We start from the raw sequence: 17,676 nt of genomic DNA, 5'->3' as shown, positions 1-17,676 counted from the left end.
ATAACGATTTTCATTTGTCTTTAAGCGTGAAAATATCGTTAATAAATAGAGATAAAATTAACGGTGGGGATATAGCTTCGGCTATATTTCTTGCGCAAAATGAACACAGGATATAGCCGTTGCTATATATATAACTCATTGAGTTTTAACGAGTAACTTGTATATCTTTTCCAGGTCATCAATATTCTTCACCCGAATAAGCAGGCGGCGTTGTTCTAATTGCATCACCAGCACGCCGTCTTCGGATAAATTCATCTCTTTAATACGGTTATATTCTATCCACACATTGGCGAAGAAAAATCCGCGTGATTTAAAAATGATTTTCGGCGTGCGGATCCAGAACAGATACACAGCCATTAATGCCAGCGCACATAATAACCATGTGGTTAATATTGCACCATGGCTAGTGACGTTATTGTAAATAAGAATAACGATGAGACCCGCGAAGATAAACGCATCCATGCGCCCGCGTCGCAGGAGGGGAAGGGAGAGCAGCGTCTCGCCGTAACGGCGCGGCATGATGAACTCGTCATAGATAGCGTAAGCCAGAAGGGCAGCAATAAATAAAACCAGTACGATGTCCGTGACAGTCATTCATCCTCCAGATAAAAAAAGCCGGGGGCAAGCCCCCGGCCTATAGCATTGAAACTTACAGACCCAGCAGGCCGACGGCGTAGCCCGCAATACCGATGACGAAGAAGCCAACGATAATCCACAGCGGGTTCACTTTCTTACGCAGCAGCCACATGCAGGCGAAGGTCAACAGAAGCGGGACCAGGCCCGGCATCAACTGGTCCAGAATCGTCTGCACGGTGGTGACGCGGGTCTGACCATCCTGCCCGGTGATGGTCGATACCACCAGCGGGATGTTCACGTGCGTCCACTTGTTAACCAGCGCCCCCATGACAAACAGGCCGAGGATTGACGCCCCCTCAGTCAGTTTCTGCAGGAAGCCGCCGCCCATGTCCTTAACGATGTCCACCCCTTTACGGTAGCCGTAGGCCACGCCGTAGTAACGGGTCAGCAGACGCACGGCGTTGAACAGGATGAAGAACAGCAGTGGGCCAAGCAGGCTGCCACTCATCGCGATACCGGCACCCAGCGCCGCGAAGACCGGACGCACGGTACCCCAGAAGATAGGGTCACCGACACCGGCCAGCGGCCCCATCAGACCGACTTTGATACCGTTGATAGCACCATCGTCGATCTCTGCGCCATTCGCACGCTGTTCTTCCATCGCCAGCGTTACGCCCAGTACGGGGGCCGCAACGTAAGGATGGGTGTTAAAGAATTCCAGGTGACGCTTGATCGCCTGACGGCGCGCTTCGTTGTTTTCCGGGTACAGGCGTTTGATCGCCGGTACCATGGAGAAGCAGAAACCCAGCGCCTGCATACGTTCGAAGTTCCATGAACCCTGAAACAGGTTAGAACGGATGAACACGCCACGAATATCACCCGGAGTGAGTTTTTTCTCGGTGGTAGTTTTTGTCATATCAACCATTTCGCTCACCTGTTAGTCCAGTTCGTTATCGAGATCGTTGTTACCAGCAGCCTGCGCTGGGGCACCCGCGACGCGGTTGTATTTCGGGCTGAGCTGGATGTAGAGAATCGCCATCACAGCACCAATCACACCCAGTGCAACCAGGTTGAAGTTGGTGAATGCCGCGGTCACGAAGCCGAGGTAGAAGAACGGCATCAGGTAGCCTGCGCGCATCATGTTGATGACCATCGCATAACCCACAACCACGATCATACCGCCCGCGATGTTAAGACCGCCGGTGACCACTTCTGGAATGGCGTTCAGCATGCTCTGGACTTCACTGGTACCGACAGAGATCGCCACGATAACCGCCGGGATCGCGATACGCATCGCCTGCAGGAACAGGGATGACACGTGTATCCACGACAGTGCCGTGAGGTTGCCGTTGTCGGCCGCCTTATCCGCCGCGTGCTGGAAGGCAACGGTGATAGTACGAACGATGATGGTCAGAACCTGGCCTGCTGCTGCCAGCGGGATCGCCAGGGCGATACCGGCACCAATACTCTGGTGACCAGCAATAACCAGAACGGTCGAAATGATAGAGGCCAGCGCGGCATCGGGCGCAACCGCCGCACCGATGTTCATCCAGCCCAGGGCGATCATTTCCAGGGTACCACCGATGATAATACCGGTTTTCATGTCACCCAGAACGGCGCCAATCAGCGTACAGGCCACCAGAGGGCGGTGGAACTGAAATTCATCAAGTACGGATTCCATACCCGCAATACATGCGACGACGAACACCAGCACAATCTGAAGAGTGGTAATCTCCATTGCACTTCTCCTATTACATAAGCTTTATGTGAGAACCGGCACGGGCTTATTTCCCAACTTTGCCGATCAAATCCATCATTTTCAGTTTCTGGTCCGTGGAAACCTTACGGGCTTCCAGCTCAATACCGCGTGCATTCAGCTTATTGAATGCTTCAATGTCTTTCGCATCGACTGAAATGGCGTTGTTGACCTGCGTTTTGCCCTGACGGAATGCCATACCACCAATGTTAACGGAGGTGATTTTCACGCCGCCTTCAACAATGCGCTCAACGTCTGTCGGGTTAGTGAACAGGAGCATCACGCGTTCGCCCGCATATTTCGGGTTGTTGTAAACGCGGATCATCTTGGCGACATCCACGACGTGCGCGGTAACGCCTGGAGGAGCAACCTGAGTCAGAAGGGTTTTACGTACGGTATCAGCGGCCACTTCGTCGCTGACCACGATGATGCGTCGAACGTTGGTCTCTTTGGTCCAGCGCGTGGCAACCTGACCGTGGATTAAGCGGTCATCAATACGCGCAAGGCCGATCACCATGTAATCGTTCGGGCCCATCGGTTTTGCCGGTGCCGCCGCTTTCGGTGCCGCTACAGGCGCAGGGGCAGGTTTTTCAACCGGCTGTGCCTTCAGCGCCTTAACCCCTTCACGACCGGTTTCAACGGCCAGAGCAACCAGCTCGTCGAAGGACGGATTGTCGTCACGCGCCATGAAGGTTTCCACCAGCATGGGAATATTGACCCCGGCGACAACTTCATAGTGCTCTTTATCGACGACAATGCGGCTGGCAGCATTGAACGGGCTGCCGCCCCATGTATCAACGAGAAACAGCACGCCTTTGCTGGTATCCAGCTTCTCGAGCTGAGCGTTGTACTTCTCTATCAGCGTCTCGGCGTTTTCACCGGGAACGAAATCGATCCAGCCGACGTTTTCCTGCTCGCCCAACAGCATCTCTGCCGTTTTGAGTAGCTGCTCAGCAGCCCAACCATGTGTGCCTATGACAATAGCAATGGTCACTTGCTACCTCCTTTTATTATCATTAATACGCCTGCCAGGCAGCCGTACTGAGAATCGTATTGGCGAACCGAATCGATTCAGATAAGGGTTAGAGTTCAAAAAAACTAAGACTTCCGCGAATTATTTTAGATAGTGAAAAAATAATTTATGTGATGAAGATCCGTAATTTAGCCACGCGTTACAGAATTATCTGTAGCGTATAGCCGCTGTGTTACAGAACTTTGCAAAGGAACGTAAATCTTTGCTAAAAACACAGTCTCTCTGATATGTTTAGCCTCCGTTTAATTGTTCAGGAGTATAGGGCTCCAGCCCACTATATGGACCGTCACCGACGTCAGTCATCTGCCAGGCCATTTCGCGCCTTTTTCTCCGGCGATCCTCGCCACGTATCGACTCTGTCTGCCTCTGTTTTGCCCACATTGAGTGGGGCACCGTTTCGTCATTCCTTTAGCAGGAGCTTGTCATGGAATTCTTAATGGACCCGTCAATCTGGGTGGGATTGCTCACGCTGGTGGTGCTCGAGATTGTTCTCGGCATCGATAACCTGGTGTTTATCGCCATTCTTGCGGACAAACTGCCGCCAAAACAGCGTGATAAAGCGCGTCTGATTGGCCTCTCGCTGGCGCTGGTTATGCGACTGGGGCTGCTCTCCGTCATCTCCTGGATGGTCACATTGACCAAACCGCTGTTCTCCGTCATGGACTACACCTTCTCAGGGCGTGATTTAATCATGCTGATAGGGGGGATATTCCTGCTCTTCAAAGCGACGACAGAACTTCATGAGCGGCTGGAAAACCGTCAGCACGATGATGGTCACGGTAAAGGCTATGCCAGTTTCTGGGTGGTGGTGCTGCAGATCGTGGTGCTGGATGCGGTCTTCTCGCTGGATGCGGTGATCACGGCGGTCGGCATGGTGAACCATCTGCCGGTAATGATGGCGGCTGTCGTTATTGCAATGGCGGTCATGCTGCTGGCCTCGAAGCCTCTGACGCGCTTCGTGAACCAGCATCCGACGGTGGTCGTGCTGTGTCTGAGCTTCCTGCTGATGATTGGCCTGAGCCTGGTGGCGGAAGGCTTTGGCTTCCATATACCGAAAGGCTACCTGTACGCCGCGATTGGCTTCTCGATCCTGATCGAGCTGTTCAACCAGATTGCGCGCCGTAACTTTATCAAGCAGCAGTCAAATCAGCCGCTGCGCGCCCGTACCGCAGATGCCATTCTGCGCCTGATGGGCGGTCGTCGTCAGGTGAACGTTCAGTCTGATTCCGAAAACCACAACCCGGTTCCTGTTCCGGAAGGGGCGTTTGTGGAACAGGAGCGCTACATGATCAACGGCGTGCTCTCCCTGGCCTCCCGTTCGCTGCGCGGCATCATGACGCCGCGCGGGGAGATCAGCTGGGTTGATGCTAACCTGAGCGTGGATGAAATTCGCCAGCAGCTGCTCTCTTCACCGCACAGCCTGTTCCCGGTGTGTCGCGGTGAGCTGGATGAGATCATCGGCGTCGTGCGGGCGAAAGAGATGCTGGTAGCCCTGGAAGAGGGCGTCAACGTGGAAGCCGTTGCTGCCGCGTCGCCTGCGATCGTCGTGCCGGAAACGCTGGATCCGATCAACCTGCTTGGGGTGCTGCGTCGCGCTCGCGGTAGCTTTGTTATCGTCACCAACGAGTTTGGCGTGGTGCAGGGGCTGGTTACGCCGCTGGACGTGCTGGAAGCGATTGCCGGTGAGTTCCCGGATGCCGACGAAACGCCAGAAATTGTTGCCGACGGCGAAGGCTGGCTGGTTAAAGGTACCACCGACCTGCACGCGCTCTCGCACACGCTGGGGCTGGAAAACGTGATTAACGATGAAGAAGACATCGCGACCGTTGCCGGTCTTGTGATCGCGGTTAACGGGCAAATCCCGCGCGTCGGAGATGTAATCGAACTGGCGCCGCTGCACATTACGATCGTTGAGGCTAACGACTATCGCGTTGATATGGTTCGTATTGTTAAAGAACAATCAGCCCACGACGAAGATGAGTAAGCCGGCTTAGCGCAGCGGCATTAAGGGCACGATGTGCCCGTTATGATGCGCTGGCGGGGACGCGCTTCCCGCCAGCCACTTCGGAAAATCCCGCAGCGGCATCGGCCGCGCATAGAAAAAGCCCTGCAGGACAGGTACACCATGGCGGCGCAAATAGCGCGCCTGCTCCTCTGTCTCGACCCCCTCAGCAACCAGTTCAATATTCAGCCGCTGACCCAGCGCAATAATCATATCCGTCACCGTTGAATTCACGGCGTCGGTGCCGATGGCGGTGGTAAAGGACTGGTCAATTTTCAGCACGTCCGGGTGCAGCTTCTCAAGCCAGGAGAGGGAGCTGTTCCCGGTGCCAAAATCGTCGATTGCCAGCTTCACCCCTTTGCGATGCAGCTCGCGCACGATGCGATAATCCGCATCCAGCAGCGCATCCCGTTCCGTGAGTTCAATTACCAGCTGCTGTCGCGGACTGGCGCTGAACCAGAGGCGGTTCAGATCCTGTATCAGCACAGCGTGACGGAAATGGCTGGCAGCGACGTTAATGCCGATGTGAAAACCGGCGCTGGAAGGGAAGTAGCCTATCTGGCGCACCGTTTCGGCGATGACATAGCGGGTCAGGGGGACAATCTGGTTATGTTCTTCTGCCAGAGGGATAAACACTTCCGGGGTGATCCAGCCCTGACGGGGGTTGTTCCAGCGCAGCAGGATCTCCACGCCAGTGCACGCCTGGGTACGGGCATTCACCAGCGGCTGGCAGAAAAGCTCAAATTCCCGCCCCGCAATCCCCATATCGATCTCCCACGTAAAGCTCATCCGGTTTGCCGTCGCCAGCCAGGCGAGATAGCCCAGCAGCAGGCTGAGCATGAGTCCCAGCGGCAGCTGGGCTGGCAGGCTTTTTAAGGCTAATGCTCCGGGACCTGGCCCGCTGACCGTAATGGTGAAAGGATTTCGGGTTGATGCCTGCCGGAAAAGAGAGCCCTCCTCATCAAACGTCAGGCTGTCGCTGACGCGTTGACCATAGCGCAGAAAGCGATCGCCCACGGTCAGCGCCACGTCATTAATAAGCGGGCGCTGGGGCTCGAGGATCATTCTGGCGATCAGATCGATATTGATGATTTCGATGACGCCTGCTTCACCGTCCGGAGAAACGGGATACCACTGGATCAATATAGGGCTATCTTTAAGCAGCCACTGGTCGGTGGATAAAATCAGCTTCGCCGTGCTGGCGGGTAATTCTTTCAGGAAGTCACGAACGGGCACATTGCGGCTGCCGAAAATACTTGAGCAATACAGGACACCGTCGTTAATCAGGGCGATGGAGCGAACCGTCTGCAAAATGGCGGCCTGCTTTCGCAACGCAAGATGCGCCAGGGGACAGGGCTGTCCCACCAGGGGCTGCAGTACGCTGCGACGGTTCTCTAAAGAAAGCAGTATGTTATCAAGGGCGCGGACGGTGTGGCTGGTAAAATCGAGGATCCGCTGTTGGTTAACGTTGCGCTGGGAAATAAAGCGAATGCCTAGCGTCAGGATGAGCGTGAGGAGCGCAACCGTCACACAGACGATAACGCGTTTTCGGCGATAGTTTTTAATGATCGTTTGTGCAGTTTGCATGAACGGTCGCCTGATAAGCCACCAGCCACAAAAGCCGGACGCAACAGTGAAAGTGTAGTGGGGAAAGCAGAAGGAGACGAGGAAGAAGAGGGAAATTCGCCCATCCGTTGCAGATGGGCGAAAGGCAGTATTAGTCGCACTGCACCTTAATGGCCAGGCCACCACGGGACGTCTCGCGGTATTTCGCGTTCATGTCTTTGCCCGTTTCGTACATGGTTTCAATCACCTTATCCAGCGATACGCGAGGTTCGCTGGTACGGCGCATCGCCATACGGGAGGCGTTGATGGCTTTCACCGAGGCAATCGCGTTACGCTCGATGCACGGCACCTGCACCTGGCCCGCGACCGGGTCACAGGTCAGACCGAGGTTATGTTCCATTCCGATCTCAGCCGCCACGCAGACCTGCTCAGGGCTTGCGCCCAGCAGCTCTGCCAGACCCGCCGCCGCCATGGAGCAGGCCACGCCGACTTCACCCTGACAGCCCACTTCCGCACCTGAAATGGAGGCATTCATCTTGTACAGCGCGCCGATGGCACCTGCCGCCAGGAAGTAGCGGATGTAGATGTCCGGCGTCACGGGCTCAATAAAGTGATCGTAATACGCCAGCACCGCCGGAACGATACCGCAGGCACCGTTGGTTGGCGCCGTCACAACGCGGCCGCCGGCGGCGTTCTCTTCGTTAACGGCCAGGGCAAACATGTTTACCCAGTCAACCACGTTCATCGGGTCGTTGGAAAACTTGTCCGTGGTCACCAGCATACGGCGCAGGGCGGAGGCACGACGCGGGACGCGCAGTGGACCCGGCAGAACCCCTTCGGTGTTCATCCCACGGTCGATACAGGCGCGCATGGTTTGCCAGACGTTGGCAAAATAGTCTTCAATCTCTTTTTTGCTGTGCAGGGCCAGCTCGTTCTGCATCACCATGCCGGACAGGGAAAGACCGGTCTCTTTGCAGTAGCCCAGCATTTCGGTAGCCGATTTGAACGGGTACGGTACGCTGACGTCGCCGACGCTGTCTTTGCCAAAATGCTCTTCATCCACGATGAAGCCACCGCCGATGGAGTAGTACGTCTTGCTGTAGATCTCTTTTTCACCGCTCCAGGCGTGAATGGTCATGCCGTTTTCATGCAGCGGCAGGTTGTCGCTACGGAAACGCATGCCGTCATCCTGCGGGAAATCGACTTCCTGCTGGCCGTTTGCCAGCAGCAGGCGACCGCGTGTTTCCACGTCGCGGATGAATGCCGGGATGGCATCAATATCAACGGTATCCGGCATGTTGCCTGCCAGACCCATAATAATGGCGATATCGGTGTGGTGGCCTTTACCCGTTAATGACAGCGAGCCGTAAACATCCACGGCAACACGGGTAACGCTTTCCAGTAATCCTTTTTCGACCAGATCATCGACGAACTGTTTACCGGCCTTCATCGGGCCAACAGTATGGGAAGACGAAGGGCCAATTCCCACTTTGAACATGTCGAATATACTAATCACTTTCACACTCCTGACAGGGTTACCGGGGTTCCAGTAACGATGTTATAACTGCGCATAGTGTAAGAGGGAACACCGACCTCGGCTTAACTATTCACATGAATTAAACTAATGGTTAACGATGGGTTTTGCTAATAGCGCGACGCAGATCGCAAACCTGGCCGAAGAGGGCGGAATGTAAAGTATAGTCAAGGCTTCAGGCCGATTTGCAACGCCAGCTCACGAATAATGCCCGCCGTCATGCCCCAGACAAAATAATGCTGATACCAGGACAACCAGACCCGATGGTCATGCCCGCGACGCTGAATATCCAGCGGGTGATAACGACTCAGTCGGAGGGCTTCATCCAGCGGCATTTCAAACACCGCTGAGACTTCATCGACGCTAGCGTGATACTGCAGGCCCGGCGGGATAATGCCGACCACCGGCGTGACCTGAAAACCGGTGACGCTGTCGACGGGCGGCAGCACGCCGATGACCTCAACGGCCTCCGGCGGAATGGCAACCTCTTCCTGCGCTTCGCGCAGCGCGGCGGCAATCAGCGAGACGTCTGAGCTGTCTACCGCGCCCCCTGGAAAAGCGACCTGACCCGCGTGCTTGCGTAAATGGGGAGAACGCTGGGTGAGCAGCAGGCCCGGCTGCGCGCGACGCACGACCGGGATCAGCACGGCCGCCTGACGCTGATTCAGGGCTTCGCGGTTGACCTGCGGTCTTAGTAGCTGAAAGCGAGATAAAAAGTCATCCAGCGTCAGGTTCTCTTTTTCCACCCGTTATTACTCCAGTTGTTTCAGGATACGGTTAACTTTATCAAAGGTTTCCTGATATTCCGCATCGACCTGGCTATCGGCAACAATGCCGCCCCCGGCCGAACAGTAAAGGTTTCCGTTGCAGGCGGTCAGCGTGCGAATGGTGATGCTGGTATCCAGCGTGCCGCACAGGCTGATATAGCCAATGCTGCCGCACCAGGCGTTGCGGCGGTGGGGCTCCAGCTCATCAATGATCTCCATTGCCCGCACCTTAGGCGCGCCGGTGATGGAGCCGCCCGGGAACGCGGCGCGCAGAAGATCGCAGGCCGTGCGCGAGTCAGGCAGCCGCGCGGTAATGGTGCTGACCAGATGATGCACCGCCGGGAAAGGCTCAACGACAAACAGTTCCGGCACGCGGACGCTGCCCGGAACGGCCACCCGGCCAATGTCGTTACGCATCAGATCGACAATCATCAGGTTTTCGGCGCGATCTTTTGGCGAGGCGGCCAGTTTTTCCGCCTGCTGGCGATCGGCATCGGGATCGGCAAGACGCGGCAGGGTGCCTTTAATCGGACGGGTTTGGATCGTGCCCTCGGCCAGATGAATAAAGCGCTCGGGCGACAGGCTGAGGATCGCCCCCTGTTCCAGACGCACAAACGCGCTAAACGGCGCCTTATTGCTGGCATTAAGACGGGTAAACGCCTGCCACTCATCTCCCCGGTATGTCGCCTGGAAACGCTGGGCGAGGTTAACCTGGTAGCAGTCACCGCTTTGCAGATACGCCTGAACGCGTGCGAATTTTTCGCCATACTCCGCGGCGCTCATGTTCGAGCGCCAGCCGGAGGTCAGCGTGAACGTCTGTGCCGGTGCAGGCTGCTGCGCCTCAAGCCAGGCCAGACGCGCCTGCACGTCTTGATGGCTCAGCAGGGAAACCGTTTTTTTCTGGTGATCAACAATTAACGCCCAGTCATACAGCCCCACGGCCATGTCGGGCAGGGGAATATCAGCCTGCGCATGCTCGGGCAGCGTTTCGAAACGGCGACCCAAATCGTAGCCAAACAGGCCCAGCGCGCCCCCCTGAAAAGGAAGATCCGGGTTGGGTGTGGCAGATAAGCCCAGCGCGTTAATGTCGTGCTGAAGCTGCATCAGCGGATCGTCCGTCAGCGACAGGTCATCGGTTGTCAGCGTCTTCAGCGGATCGGCAACCAGAATATCAAAGCGGCTATAGGGATGGTCCGCATGGCCGGAGTGCAGCAGCATCGCAAACGGAAGATGGCTCAGGCGGGCAAACCAGTATTCAGCGGCGTCTGTCCGCCAGGGCAGGGTAATAACAGTGGGGAAGCGCATGTTCATGTGTGGCATACTACCGGGCAGCGTGAAATAATTAGCGCGAATAATTTAGCAGGAGTTGACGATGTTTGCAGGTTTACCTTCTCTGAGCCATGAACAGCAGCAGAAAGCGGTTGAGCGAATTCAGGAACTGATGTCCCAGGGGATGAGCAGCGGACAGGCGATTACCGTTGTCGCCGAGGAGATTCGCGCCAGTCATTCCGGCGAGCGGATCGTGGCGCGTTTCGAAGATGAAGATGAAGATCCAGAAGAGTAATCGGGCTTACACCGCCGCGATAATCTTGATCTCAACCTTATACTCCGGTTTCATCAGCGTGGCCTGTACGGTGCAGCGTACAGGCGCGTGACCCGCCACAACCCACGCATCCCAGGCTTTATTCATTGCCGCGAAGTCATCTTTGTTTGCCAGGAAAATCGTCGCATCCAGAATGCGGGATTTGTCGCTGCCCTGTTTTTCCAGCACCGCATCAATCTGCGCCAGAGTGTTAGCCGTCTGCTCGAACGCATCCGCGTCCAGGTTAGCCGGAACGCCGGTGTAGTAAAGCGTCTGGTTATGGATCACCACATCAGACCAGCGGGCTTCGGCATCAATGCGCACAATTGTCATAAACGTTTCCTCGTTATTTTTCGTCGTCAGGCGGCAAGACTGCCATATTGTTCACCTGTCGTCACTATTTGGGGTGGCACAGGAGAGGATGGGCTGACATAATCCCTGTGCAAAAATACAGTGAGAGAACACCGTGGCAGACGATTTTTCCCCTGAAGGTCAATTAGCGCAGGCGATCCCCGGCTTCAAACCCCGTGAGCCTCAGCGACAGATGGCGCACGCTGTTGCACGCGCCATTGATAAGGCCCAGCCGCTGGTGGTCGAAGCCGGTACCGGCACGGGTAAAACCTATGCTTACCTTGCGCCAGCGCTGCGGGCGAAAAAGAAGGTGATTATTTCCACCGGTTCGAAGGCGCTGCAGGATCAGCTCTACAGCCGCGATTTACCCACCGTAGCAAAGGCGCTGAAATATAAAGGCCGTCTGGCCCTGCTGAAGGGGCGCTCCAACTATCTCTGTCTGGAACGCCTTGAGCAGCAGGCGCTGGCGGGCGGCGACCTGCCGGTGCAAACCCTCAGCGACGTCATTATCCTTCGCGCCTGGGCGAACCAGACCGAAGAGGGCGATATCAGCACCTGCGCGAGCGTACCGGAAGACTCTCCCGCCTGGCCGCTGGTGACCAGCACCAACGACAACTGCCTCGGCAGCGACTGCCCGCTGTATAAAGACTGCTTCGTGGTGAAAGCGCGCAAAACGGCGATGGACGCGGATGTCGTGGTGGTCAACCACCATCTGTTCCTCGCGGATATGGTGGTTAAGGACAGCGGTTTCGGCGAGCTGATCCCGGAGGCAGACGTGATGATCTTCGACGAAGCCCACCAGCTGCCGGATATCGCCAGCCAGTATTTCGGCCAGTCGCTCTCCAGCCGCCAGCTGCAGGATCTGGCGAAAGATTTTACCATTGCCTACCGGACCGAACTCAAAGATACCCAGCAGCTGCAGAAGTGCGCGGACCGTCTGGCGCAAAGCGCGCAGGATTTCCGCTTACAGCTCGGCGAGCCGGGCTATCGCGGCAACCTGCGCGAGCTGCTGGCGGACAAAAATATCCAGCGCGCGCTGCTGCTGCTCGATGATGCGCTTGAGCTCTGCTACGACGTGGCAAAGCTGTCGCTCGGCCGCTCCGCGCTGCTGGACGCGGCCTTCGAACGCGCCACGCTCTATCGCGGGCGGCTCAAACGGCTGAAAGAGATCAATCAGCCGGGGTACAGCTACTGGTATGAGTGCACTTCACGGCATTTCACGCTGGCACTCACGCCGCTGACGGTGGCCGATAAATTTAAAGAAGTGATGGCGCAGAAGCCGGGCAGCTGGATCTTCACCTCGGCAACCCTGTCGGTGAATGACGATCTGCACCACTTCACCGAGCGCCTCGGCATTGAGCAGGCGGAATCGCTGCTCCTGCCCAGCCCGTTCGATTACGAAAAACAGGCGCTGCTCTGCGTCCCCCGTAATCTGCCGCTGCCGAACCAGCCGGGTGCTGCGCGCCATCTGGCCGCGATGTTAAAACCAATGATCGAGGCCAACAACGGGCGCTGCTTTATGCTCTGCACCTCTCACGCCATGATGCGCGATCTCGCCGAGCAGTTTCGCGCCACTATGACCTTACCGGTGCTGCTGCAGGGCGAAACCAGTAAAGGCCAGCTGTTACAGCAGTTTGTCAGCGCCGGTAATGCCCTGCTGGTCGCAACCAGCAGCTTCTGGGAAGGAGTGGACGTGCGCGGCGACACGCTTTCGCTGGTGATCATTGATAAGCTGCCGTTTACCTCCCCGGACGATCCGCTGCTGAAGGCGCGGATGGAGGACTGCCGTCTGCGCGGCGGCGATCCGTTTGACGAGGTTCAGCTGCCGGATGCGGTCATTACGCTGAAGCAAGGGGTAGGGCGCTTAATCCGCGACGTCACCGACCGCGGCGTGCTGGTCATCTGCGATAACCGGCTGGTGATGCGTCCCTACGGTGCGACTTTCCTCGCAAGCCTGCCGCCCGCGCCGCGGACGCGGGACATAAAACGCGCGGTGCGTTTCCTGGCAAACCCAACGGCGGAGTAATTTACCCCGGAGTGTGCTAAGATGCGCGCCATTTTGTGACTGACCCTTGCGAGAGCGCGACGACTGATGCGAATTCTGGCTATTGATACCGCGACAGAGGCTTGCTCTGTCGCTCTGTTGAACGACGGTGCTGTTTCTGCCCATTTCGAAGAGTGCCCCCGGGAACACACCCAACGCATTCTGCCCCTGGTAAAAGCCATTTTAACCCAGGGCAACACCTCCTTAACCGACCTCGACGCGCTGGCCTTTGGCCGCGGCCCCGGCAGCTTTACGGGCGTACGTATCGGGATTGGCATTGCGCAGGGGCTGGCGCTGGGCGCCGAACTGCCGATGATCGGCGTCTCTACCCTCGCCACCATGGCGCAGGGTGCATGGCGCATGACCGGGGCAACGCGCGTTCTGGCCGCGATTGATGCCCGCATGGGCGAAGTTTACTGGGCCGAATACACCCGCGACGAGCAGGGCGTGTGGCACGGTGAAGAGACGGAAGCCGTGCTTAAGCCGGAAGCGGTCACTGAACGACTGAAGCAGTTGTCCGGTGAGTGGGCAACCGTCGGCACCGGCTGGCCAGCGTGGCCTGAGATGGCTAACGACACCGGTTTGACGCTGGTGGACGGCAACATGCTTCTCCCGGCTGCGGAAGATATGCTTCCGATTGCCTGCCAGCTGCTCGCAGCAGGAAAAACCGTGGCCGTTGAACAGGCGGAGCCGGTTTATTTGCGAAACACCGTCGCGTGGAAGAAACTTCCGGGCCGCGAGTGAATCTCAGTAACAGGAACTGAGAAAAAGGAGTCGCATCATGGCGGTTCAGACTAAAGTAGTACGCCTTATTATGGCAGGCGCAATTGCCATAGCATTGAGCGGATGCGTTTCCGTTCCTGATGCGATTAAGGGCAGCAGCCCGACGCCACAGCAGGATTTGGTTCGGGTGATGAATGCGCCTGAGCTGTACGTTGGCCAGGAAGCGCGCTTTGGCGGTAAGGTCATCGACGTACAAAACCAGCAGGGGAAAACCCGCCTGGAGATCGCCACCGTTCCGCTGGACAGCGGCGCGCGGCCTGTACTGGGCGAAGCCTCCCGGGGACGTATCTATGCGGACGTCAGCGGGTTCCTCGATCCGGTCGATTTCCGCGGACAGCTGGTGACCGTCGTCGGGCCGATTACCGGCGCCGTGCAGGGCAAAATCGGCAGCACGCCGTATAAATTTATGACCATGCAGGTCAACGGGTATAAACGCTGGCGGCTGGCACAGCAGGTGATCATGCCGCCGCAGCCGATCGATCCGTGGATGTGGGGTCCACATCCATATCGTTACGGCTACCCGGGCTGGGGCTGGTATAACCCGGGTCCTGCACAGGTTCAGACGATCGTTACTGAGTAACTTACTGTTATTGTTAGAAAAGAGACAGCGGCTCAGCCGCTGTCTCTGTTTTTTTACGGATAAAACGAAAAAAAAGAGTGACGCGCTTCGCAACCTTAAATCTGAACAATTAATAAACTGGTACGCTGAGTTAATATAATGTTAACAAACTGTTTATTATCGGGGTTGTGATGACGACGAACACTCATTTCAGAGGTGATGCATTGAAGAAGGTTTGGCTTAACCGTTATCCCGCAGACGTTCCTGCTGAGATCAATCCTGACCGTTATCAATCCCTGGTGGAATTATTTGAGCATTCGGTAAGGCGCTACGCGGACCAGCCCGCATTCGTGAATATGGGCGAGGTGATGACGTTCCGTAAGCTGGAGGAGCGCAGCCGGGCGTTTGCGGCGTATCTTCAGGAAGGGCTGGGGCTGCAAAAAGGGGATCGCGTCGCGCTGATGATGCCGAACCTGCTGCAATACCCGGTGGCGCTGTTCGGTATCCTGCGTGCCGGGATGATCGTCGTTAACGTTAACCCGCTCTACACCCCGCGCGAGCTGGAGCATCAGCTGAACGACAGCGGCGCGGTCGCGATTGTGATTGTGTCCAACTTTGCCCATACGCTGGAGAAAGTGGTCGACAAAACCCAGGTTAAACACGTCATCCTGACGCGCATGGGGGACCAGCTCTCCACCGCCAAAGGCACGCTGGTTAACTTTGTCGTCAAATACGTCAAACGTCTGGTGCCAAAATACCACCTGCCGGACGCCATCTCCTTCCGCCGCGCGCTGCATGCGGGCTATCGGATGCAGTATGTGAAACCCGAAGTGGTGGCGGAAGATCTTGCGTTTCTGCAGTATACCGGTGGGACCACCGGCGTGGCGAAAGGCGCAATGCTGACCCACCGCAACATGCTGGCGAATCTTGAGCAGGTAAACGCAACCTACGGGCCGCTGCTGCATCCCGGCAAAGAGCTGGTCATCACGGCGCTGCCGCTGTACCACATTTTCGCTCTCACCATGAACTGCCTGCTGTTTATTGAGCTGGGCGGGCAAAACGTGCTGATCACCAACCCGCGCGATATCCCGGGGCTGGTGAAAGAGCTGGCGAAATACCCGTTTACCGCCATGACCGGGGTAAATACCCTGTTTAACGCGCTGCTTAATAACAAAGAGTTCCAGCAGCTGGACTTCTCCACGCTGCATCTCTCTGCGGGCGGCGGCATGCCGGTTCAGCAGGCGGTAGCCGAGCGCTGGGTGAAGCTCACCGGTCAGTATCTGCTGGAGGGCTATGGCCTGACGGAATGCGCGCCGCTGGTCAGCGTTAACCCGCATGACATCGACTATCACAGCGGAAGCATTGGTCTGCCGGTTCCTTCCACTGAAGCGAAACTGGTCGATGATAACGATAATGAAGTTGCCCCGGGCGAGCCGGGAGAGCTGTGCGTTAAAGGTCCACAGGTGATGCTGGGCTACTGGCAGCGTCCCGATGCGACCGACGAAATCATTAAAGACGGCTGGCTGCATACCGGTGACATCGCGGTGATGGATGACGAGGGCTTCCTGCGCATCGTCGATCGCAAGAAAGATATGATCCTGGTCTCCGGCTTCAACGTCTATCCGAATGAGATCGAAGACGTGGTTATGCAGCACAGCGGCGTGCTCGAAGTGGCGGCCGTCGGCGTGCCTTCCGGCAGCAGCGGCGAAGCGGTGAAGATATTTGTGGTCAAGAAAGATCCTTCTCTCACTGAGGAAGCGCTGGTAACGTATTGTCGTCGTCAGCTAACGGGCTATAAAGTGCCGAAGCTGGTGGAATTCCGCGACGAGCTGCCGAAATCCAACGTCGGGAAGATATTACGACGAGAATTACGTGACGAAGCCCGTGCCAAAGTAGACAATAAGGCCTGAGCTACACGTTAATCGCCCAGACGCCGGTTAAGCCGGCGTTTTTTATGGGCGCAAACATAAGAGAATCCGATTTGAATTACCAGATAATCACGACCAACGACGAGCTGGTTTCGCTGTGCGAAGTGACGCGCGACTTTCCTGCCATTGCCCTGGATACCGAGTTTGTCCGTACCCGGACCTATTATCCGCAGCTGGGTTTGATTCAGATGTACGACGGTAAACACGTGTCGCTGATCGACCCTCTCGGCATTACCGACTGGACGCCGATGCGTGACCTGCTGCTCGATACCGCCGTGACGAAATACCTGCACGCAGGCAGTGAAGATCTGGAAGTCTTTCTTAACACCTTTGGCATCATGCCCCAGCCGCTGATTGACACGCAGATCCTCGCGGCATTCAGCAATCGTCCGCTTTCATGGGGCTTTGCTGCCATGGTAGAGGAGTATACGGGCCTGACGCTGGATAAAAGCGAATCCCGTACTGACTGGCTGGCGCGTCCGCTTACCGAGCGTCAGCTGGAGTATGCGGCGGCAGACGTGTTTTACCTGCTGCCGATTGCCGGACAGTTGATGAAAGAGGCGGAAGCCTCCGGCTGGCTGTCTGCGGCGCTTGACGAGTGTCGTATGACCCAGCAGCGTCGCCAGGAAGTGGTCGACCCGAAAGAGGCCTGGCGCGATATCAGCAACGCCTGGCAGCTGCGCACGCGTCAACTGGCATGCCTGCAATTGCTGGCAGACTGGCGTTTGCGTAAAGCGCGCGAGCGCGATCTGGCCGTTAACTTTGTCGTTCGCGAAGAGCATCTCTGGGCGGTGGCGCGCTATATGCCGGGCAGCCTGGGCGAACTGGACAGCATTGGCCTTTCGGGCAGCGAGATCCGCTTCCACGGCAAAACCCTGCTGGCGCTGGTCGCAAAAGCGCAGGAGCTGCCGGAAGATGCGCTGCCGGAACCGCTGCTGAACCTGATGGATATGCCGGGCTATCGCAAAGCGTTTAAAGATATCAAAGCGCTGGTGCAGGCAGTGGCAACGGAAAGCAAGCTGAGCGCGGAACTGCTCGCCTCACGCCGTCAGATTAACCAGCTGCTGAACTGGCACTGGAAGCTGAAGCCGCAGAATGGCGTACCGGAAATGATGGCGGGATGGCGCGGGGAATTGATGGCCGATCGCCTGAATACGCTGCTGGCAGCATACCCACGCTAAAAAATTGTAGCCCC

At 56.8% G+C, this 17,676-nt stretch carries 17 protein-coding genes; 8 read left to right on the top strand and 9 right to left on the bottom strand.

Translation table 11 applies throughout. The features are described 5' to 3' along the window. Positions 1–135: 135 nt before the first annotated feature. The 4 genes from V1587_RS15810 to manX are packed head-to-tail and all read right to left on the bottom strand — an operon-like array spanning position 136 to position 3,326. Positions 136–594, bottom strand: coding sequence for a DUF986 family protein (locus V1587_RS15810; RefSeq protein ID WP_371898659.1), 459 nt, complete (start codon positions 592–594; stop codon positions 136–138). Between the two features lie 55 nt (positions 595–649). Beyond that, the gene (locus tag V1587_RS15805) at positions 650–1,501 is read right to left on the bottom strand and encodes a PTS mannose transporter subunit IID (protein ID WP_006810994.1); all 852 of its coding nucleotides are present in this window, start codon (positions 1,499–1,501) and stop codon (positions 650–652) included. A 12-nt stretch (positions 1,502–1,513) separates the two neighbouring features. Further along, positions 1,514–2,314 (bottom strand): PTS mannose transporter subunit IIC, encoded by an 801-nt coding sequence (gene manY, locus V1587_RS15800; RefSeq protein WP_024909729.1) that lies wholly within the window; start codon positions 2,312–2,314, stop codon positions 1,514–1,516. A gap of 46 nt (positions 2,315–2,360) precedes the next feature. Then, positions 2,361–3,326: a PTS mannose transporter subunit IIAB gene (gene manX, locus V1587_RS15795; protein ID WP_371898658.1), complete on the bottom strand. Its 966-nt coding sequence runs from the start codon at positions 3,324–3,326 to the stop codon at positions 2,361–2,363. A gap of 266 nt (positions 3,327–3,592) precedes the next feature. On the opposite strand from manX, the gene V1587_RS15790 reads away from it, so the two are divergent. After that, a complete protein-coding gene (locus V1587_RS15790; RefSeq protein ID WP_371898657.1) occupies positions 3,593–3,802 on the top strand; it encodes a protein YoaL in 210 nt (69 codons plus the stop codon). Continuing rightward, entirely contained in the window at positions 3,790–5,349 is a 1,560-nt protein-coding gene (gene yoaE / locus V1587_RS15785) for a CNNM family cation transport protein YoaE (RefSeq protein WP_033145827.1), read from the top strand. The genes V1587_RS15790 and yoaE overlap by 13 nt, the downstream gene beginning before the upstream one ends. A gap of 6 nt (positions 5,350–5,355) precedes the next feature. Here yoaE and V1587_RS15780 read toward each other — a convergent pair whose 3' ends face one another. The 4 genes from V1587_RS15780 to pabB form a co-directional block, all read right to left on the bottom strand. Further along, complete coding sequence (locus tag V1587_RS15780) at positions 5,356–6,954, bottom strand: EAL domain-containing protein (protein ID WP_371898656.1); 1,599 nt, start codon at positions 6,952–6,954, stop codon at positions 5,356–5,358. Between the two features lie 130 nt (positions 6,955–7,084). Continuing rightward, positions 7,085–8,449 carry an L-serine ammonia-lyase gene (gene sdaA, locus V1587_RS15775; protein WP_032647740.1) on the bottom strand — a complete coding sequence of 455 codons (1,365 nt, stop codon included), beginning with the start codon at positions 8,447–8,449 and terminating at the stop codon, positions 7,085–7,087. A gap of 185 nt (positions 8,450–8,634) precedes the next feature. Further along, positions 8,635–9,213, bottom strand: a complete 579-nt coding sequence (locus V1587_RS15770) for a CoA pyrophosphatase (RefSeq protein WP_371898655.1) — start codon at positions 9,211–9,213, stop codon at positions 8,635–8,637. A 6-nt stretch (positions 9,214–9,219) separates the two neighbouring features. Next, complete coding sequence (gene pabB, locus V1587_RS15765) at positions 9,220–10,545, bottom strand: aminodeoxychorismate synthase component 1 (RefSeq protein WP_395314592.1); 1,326 nt, start codon at positions 10,543–10,545, stop codon at positions 9,220–9,222. 61 nt (positions 10,546–10,606) lie between these two features. Here pabB and V1587_RS15760 point away from each other — a divergent pair, with 61 nt between their 5' ends. Then, complete coding sequence (locus tag V1587_RS15760; protein ID WP_033145823.1) at positions 10,607–10,798, top strand: YoaH family protein; 192 nt, start codon at positions 10,607–10,609, stop codon at positions 10,796–10,798. A gap of 6 nt (positions 10,799–10,804) precedes the next feature. Here the strand turns inward: V1587_RS15760 and V1587_RS15755 are convergent, their stop codons facing one another. Then, complete coding sequence (locus V1587_RS15755; protein ID WP_008500498.1) at positions 10,805–11,149, bottom strand: RidA family protein; 345 nt, start codon at positions 11,147–11,149, stop codon at positions 10,805–10,807. A 133-nt stretch (positions 11,150–11,282) separates the two neighbouring features. Here V1587_RS15755 and V1587_RS15750 point away from each other — a divergent pair, with 133 nt between their 5' ends. The 5 genes from V1587_RS15750 to rnd all read left to right on the top strand — a co-directional run bounded on the left by V1587_RS15750 (position 11,283) and on the right by rnd (position 17,662). After that, a complete protein-coding gene (locus tag V1587_RS15750) occupies positions 11,283–13,193 on the top strand; it encodes an ATP-dependent DNA helicase (protein WP_023293935.1) in 1,911 nt (636 codons plus the stop codon). A 66-nt stretch (positions 13,194–13,259) separates the two neighbouring features. Further along, positions 13,260–13,955 (top strand): tRNA (adenosine(37)-N6)-threonylcarbamoyltransferase complex dimerization subunit type 1 TsaB, encoded by a 696-nt coding sequence (gene tsaB, locus V1587_RS15745; protein WP_371898653.1) that lies wholly within the window; start codon positions 13,260–13,262, stop codon positions 13,953–13,955. Between the two features lie 37 nt (positions 13,956–13,992). Then, entirely contained in the window at positions 13,993–14,574 is a 582-nt protein-coding gene (locus V1587_RS15740; RefSeq protein WP_371898652.1) for a Slp family lipoprotein, read from the top strand. Between the two features lie 203 nt (positions 14,575–14,777). Next, the gene (fadD, locus tag V1587_RS15735) at positions 14,778–16,463 is read left to right on the top strand and encodes a long-chain-fatty-acid--CoA ligase FadD (protein ID WP_371898651.1); all 1,686 of its coding nucleotides are present in this window, start codon (positions 14,778–14,780) and stop codon (positions 16,461–16,463) included. A 71-nt stretch (positions 16,464–16,534) separates the two neighbouring features. Continuing rightward, the gene (gene rnd, locus V1587_RS15730) at positions 16,535–17,662 is read left to right on the top strand and encodes a ribonuclease D (RefSeq protein ID WP_371898650.1); all 1,128 of its coding nucleotides are present in this window, start codon (positions 16,535–16,537) and stop codon (positions 17,660–17,662) included. The last annotated feature ends 14 nt before the right edge of the window (positions 17,663–17,676 follow it).

It is taken from the genome of Enterobacter sp. ECC-249, assembly GCF_043965265.1.
Taxonomy (GTDB): domain Bacteria; phylum Pseudomonadota; class Gammaproteobacteria; order Enterobacterales; family Enterobacteriaceae; genus Enterobacter; species Enterobacter quasiroggenkampii.
Note: the sequence above shows the minus strand (reverse complement) of the source record. Positions and strands in the feature narration are given on the sequence as shown.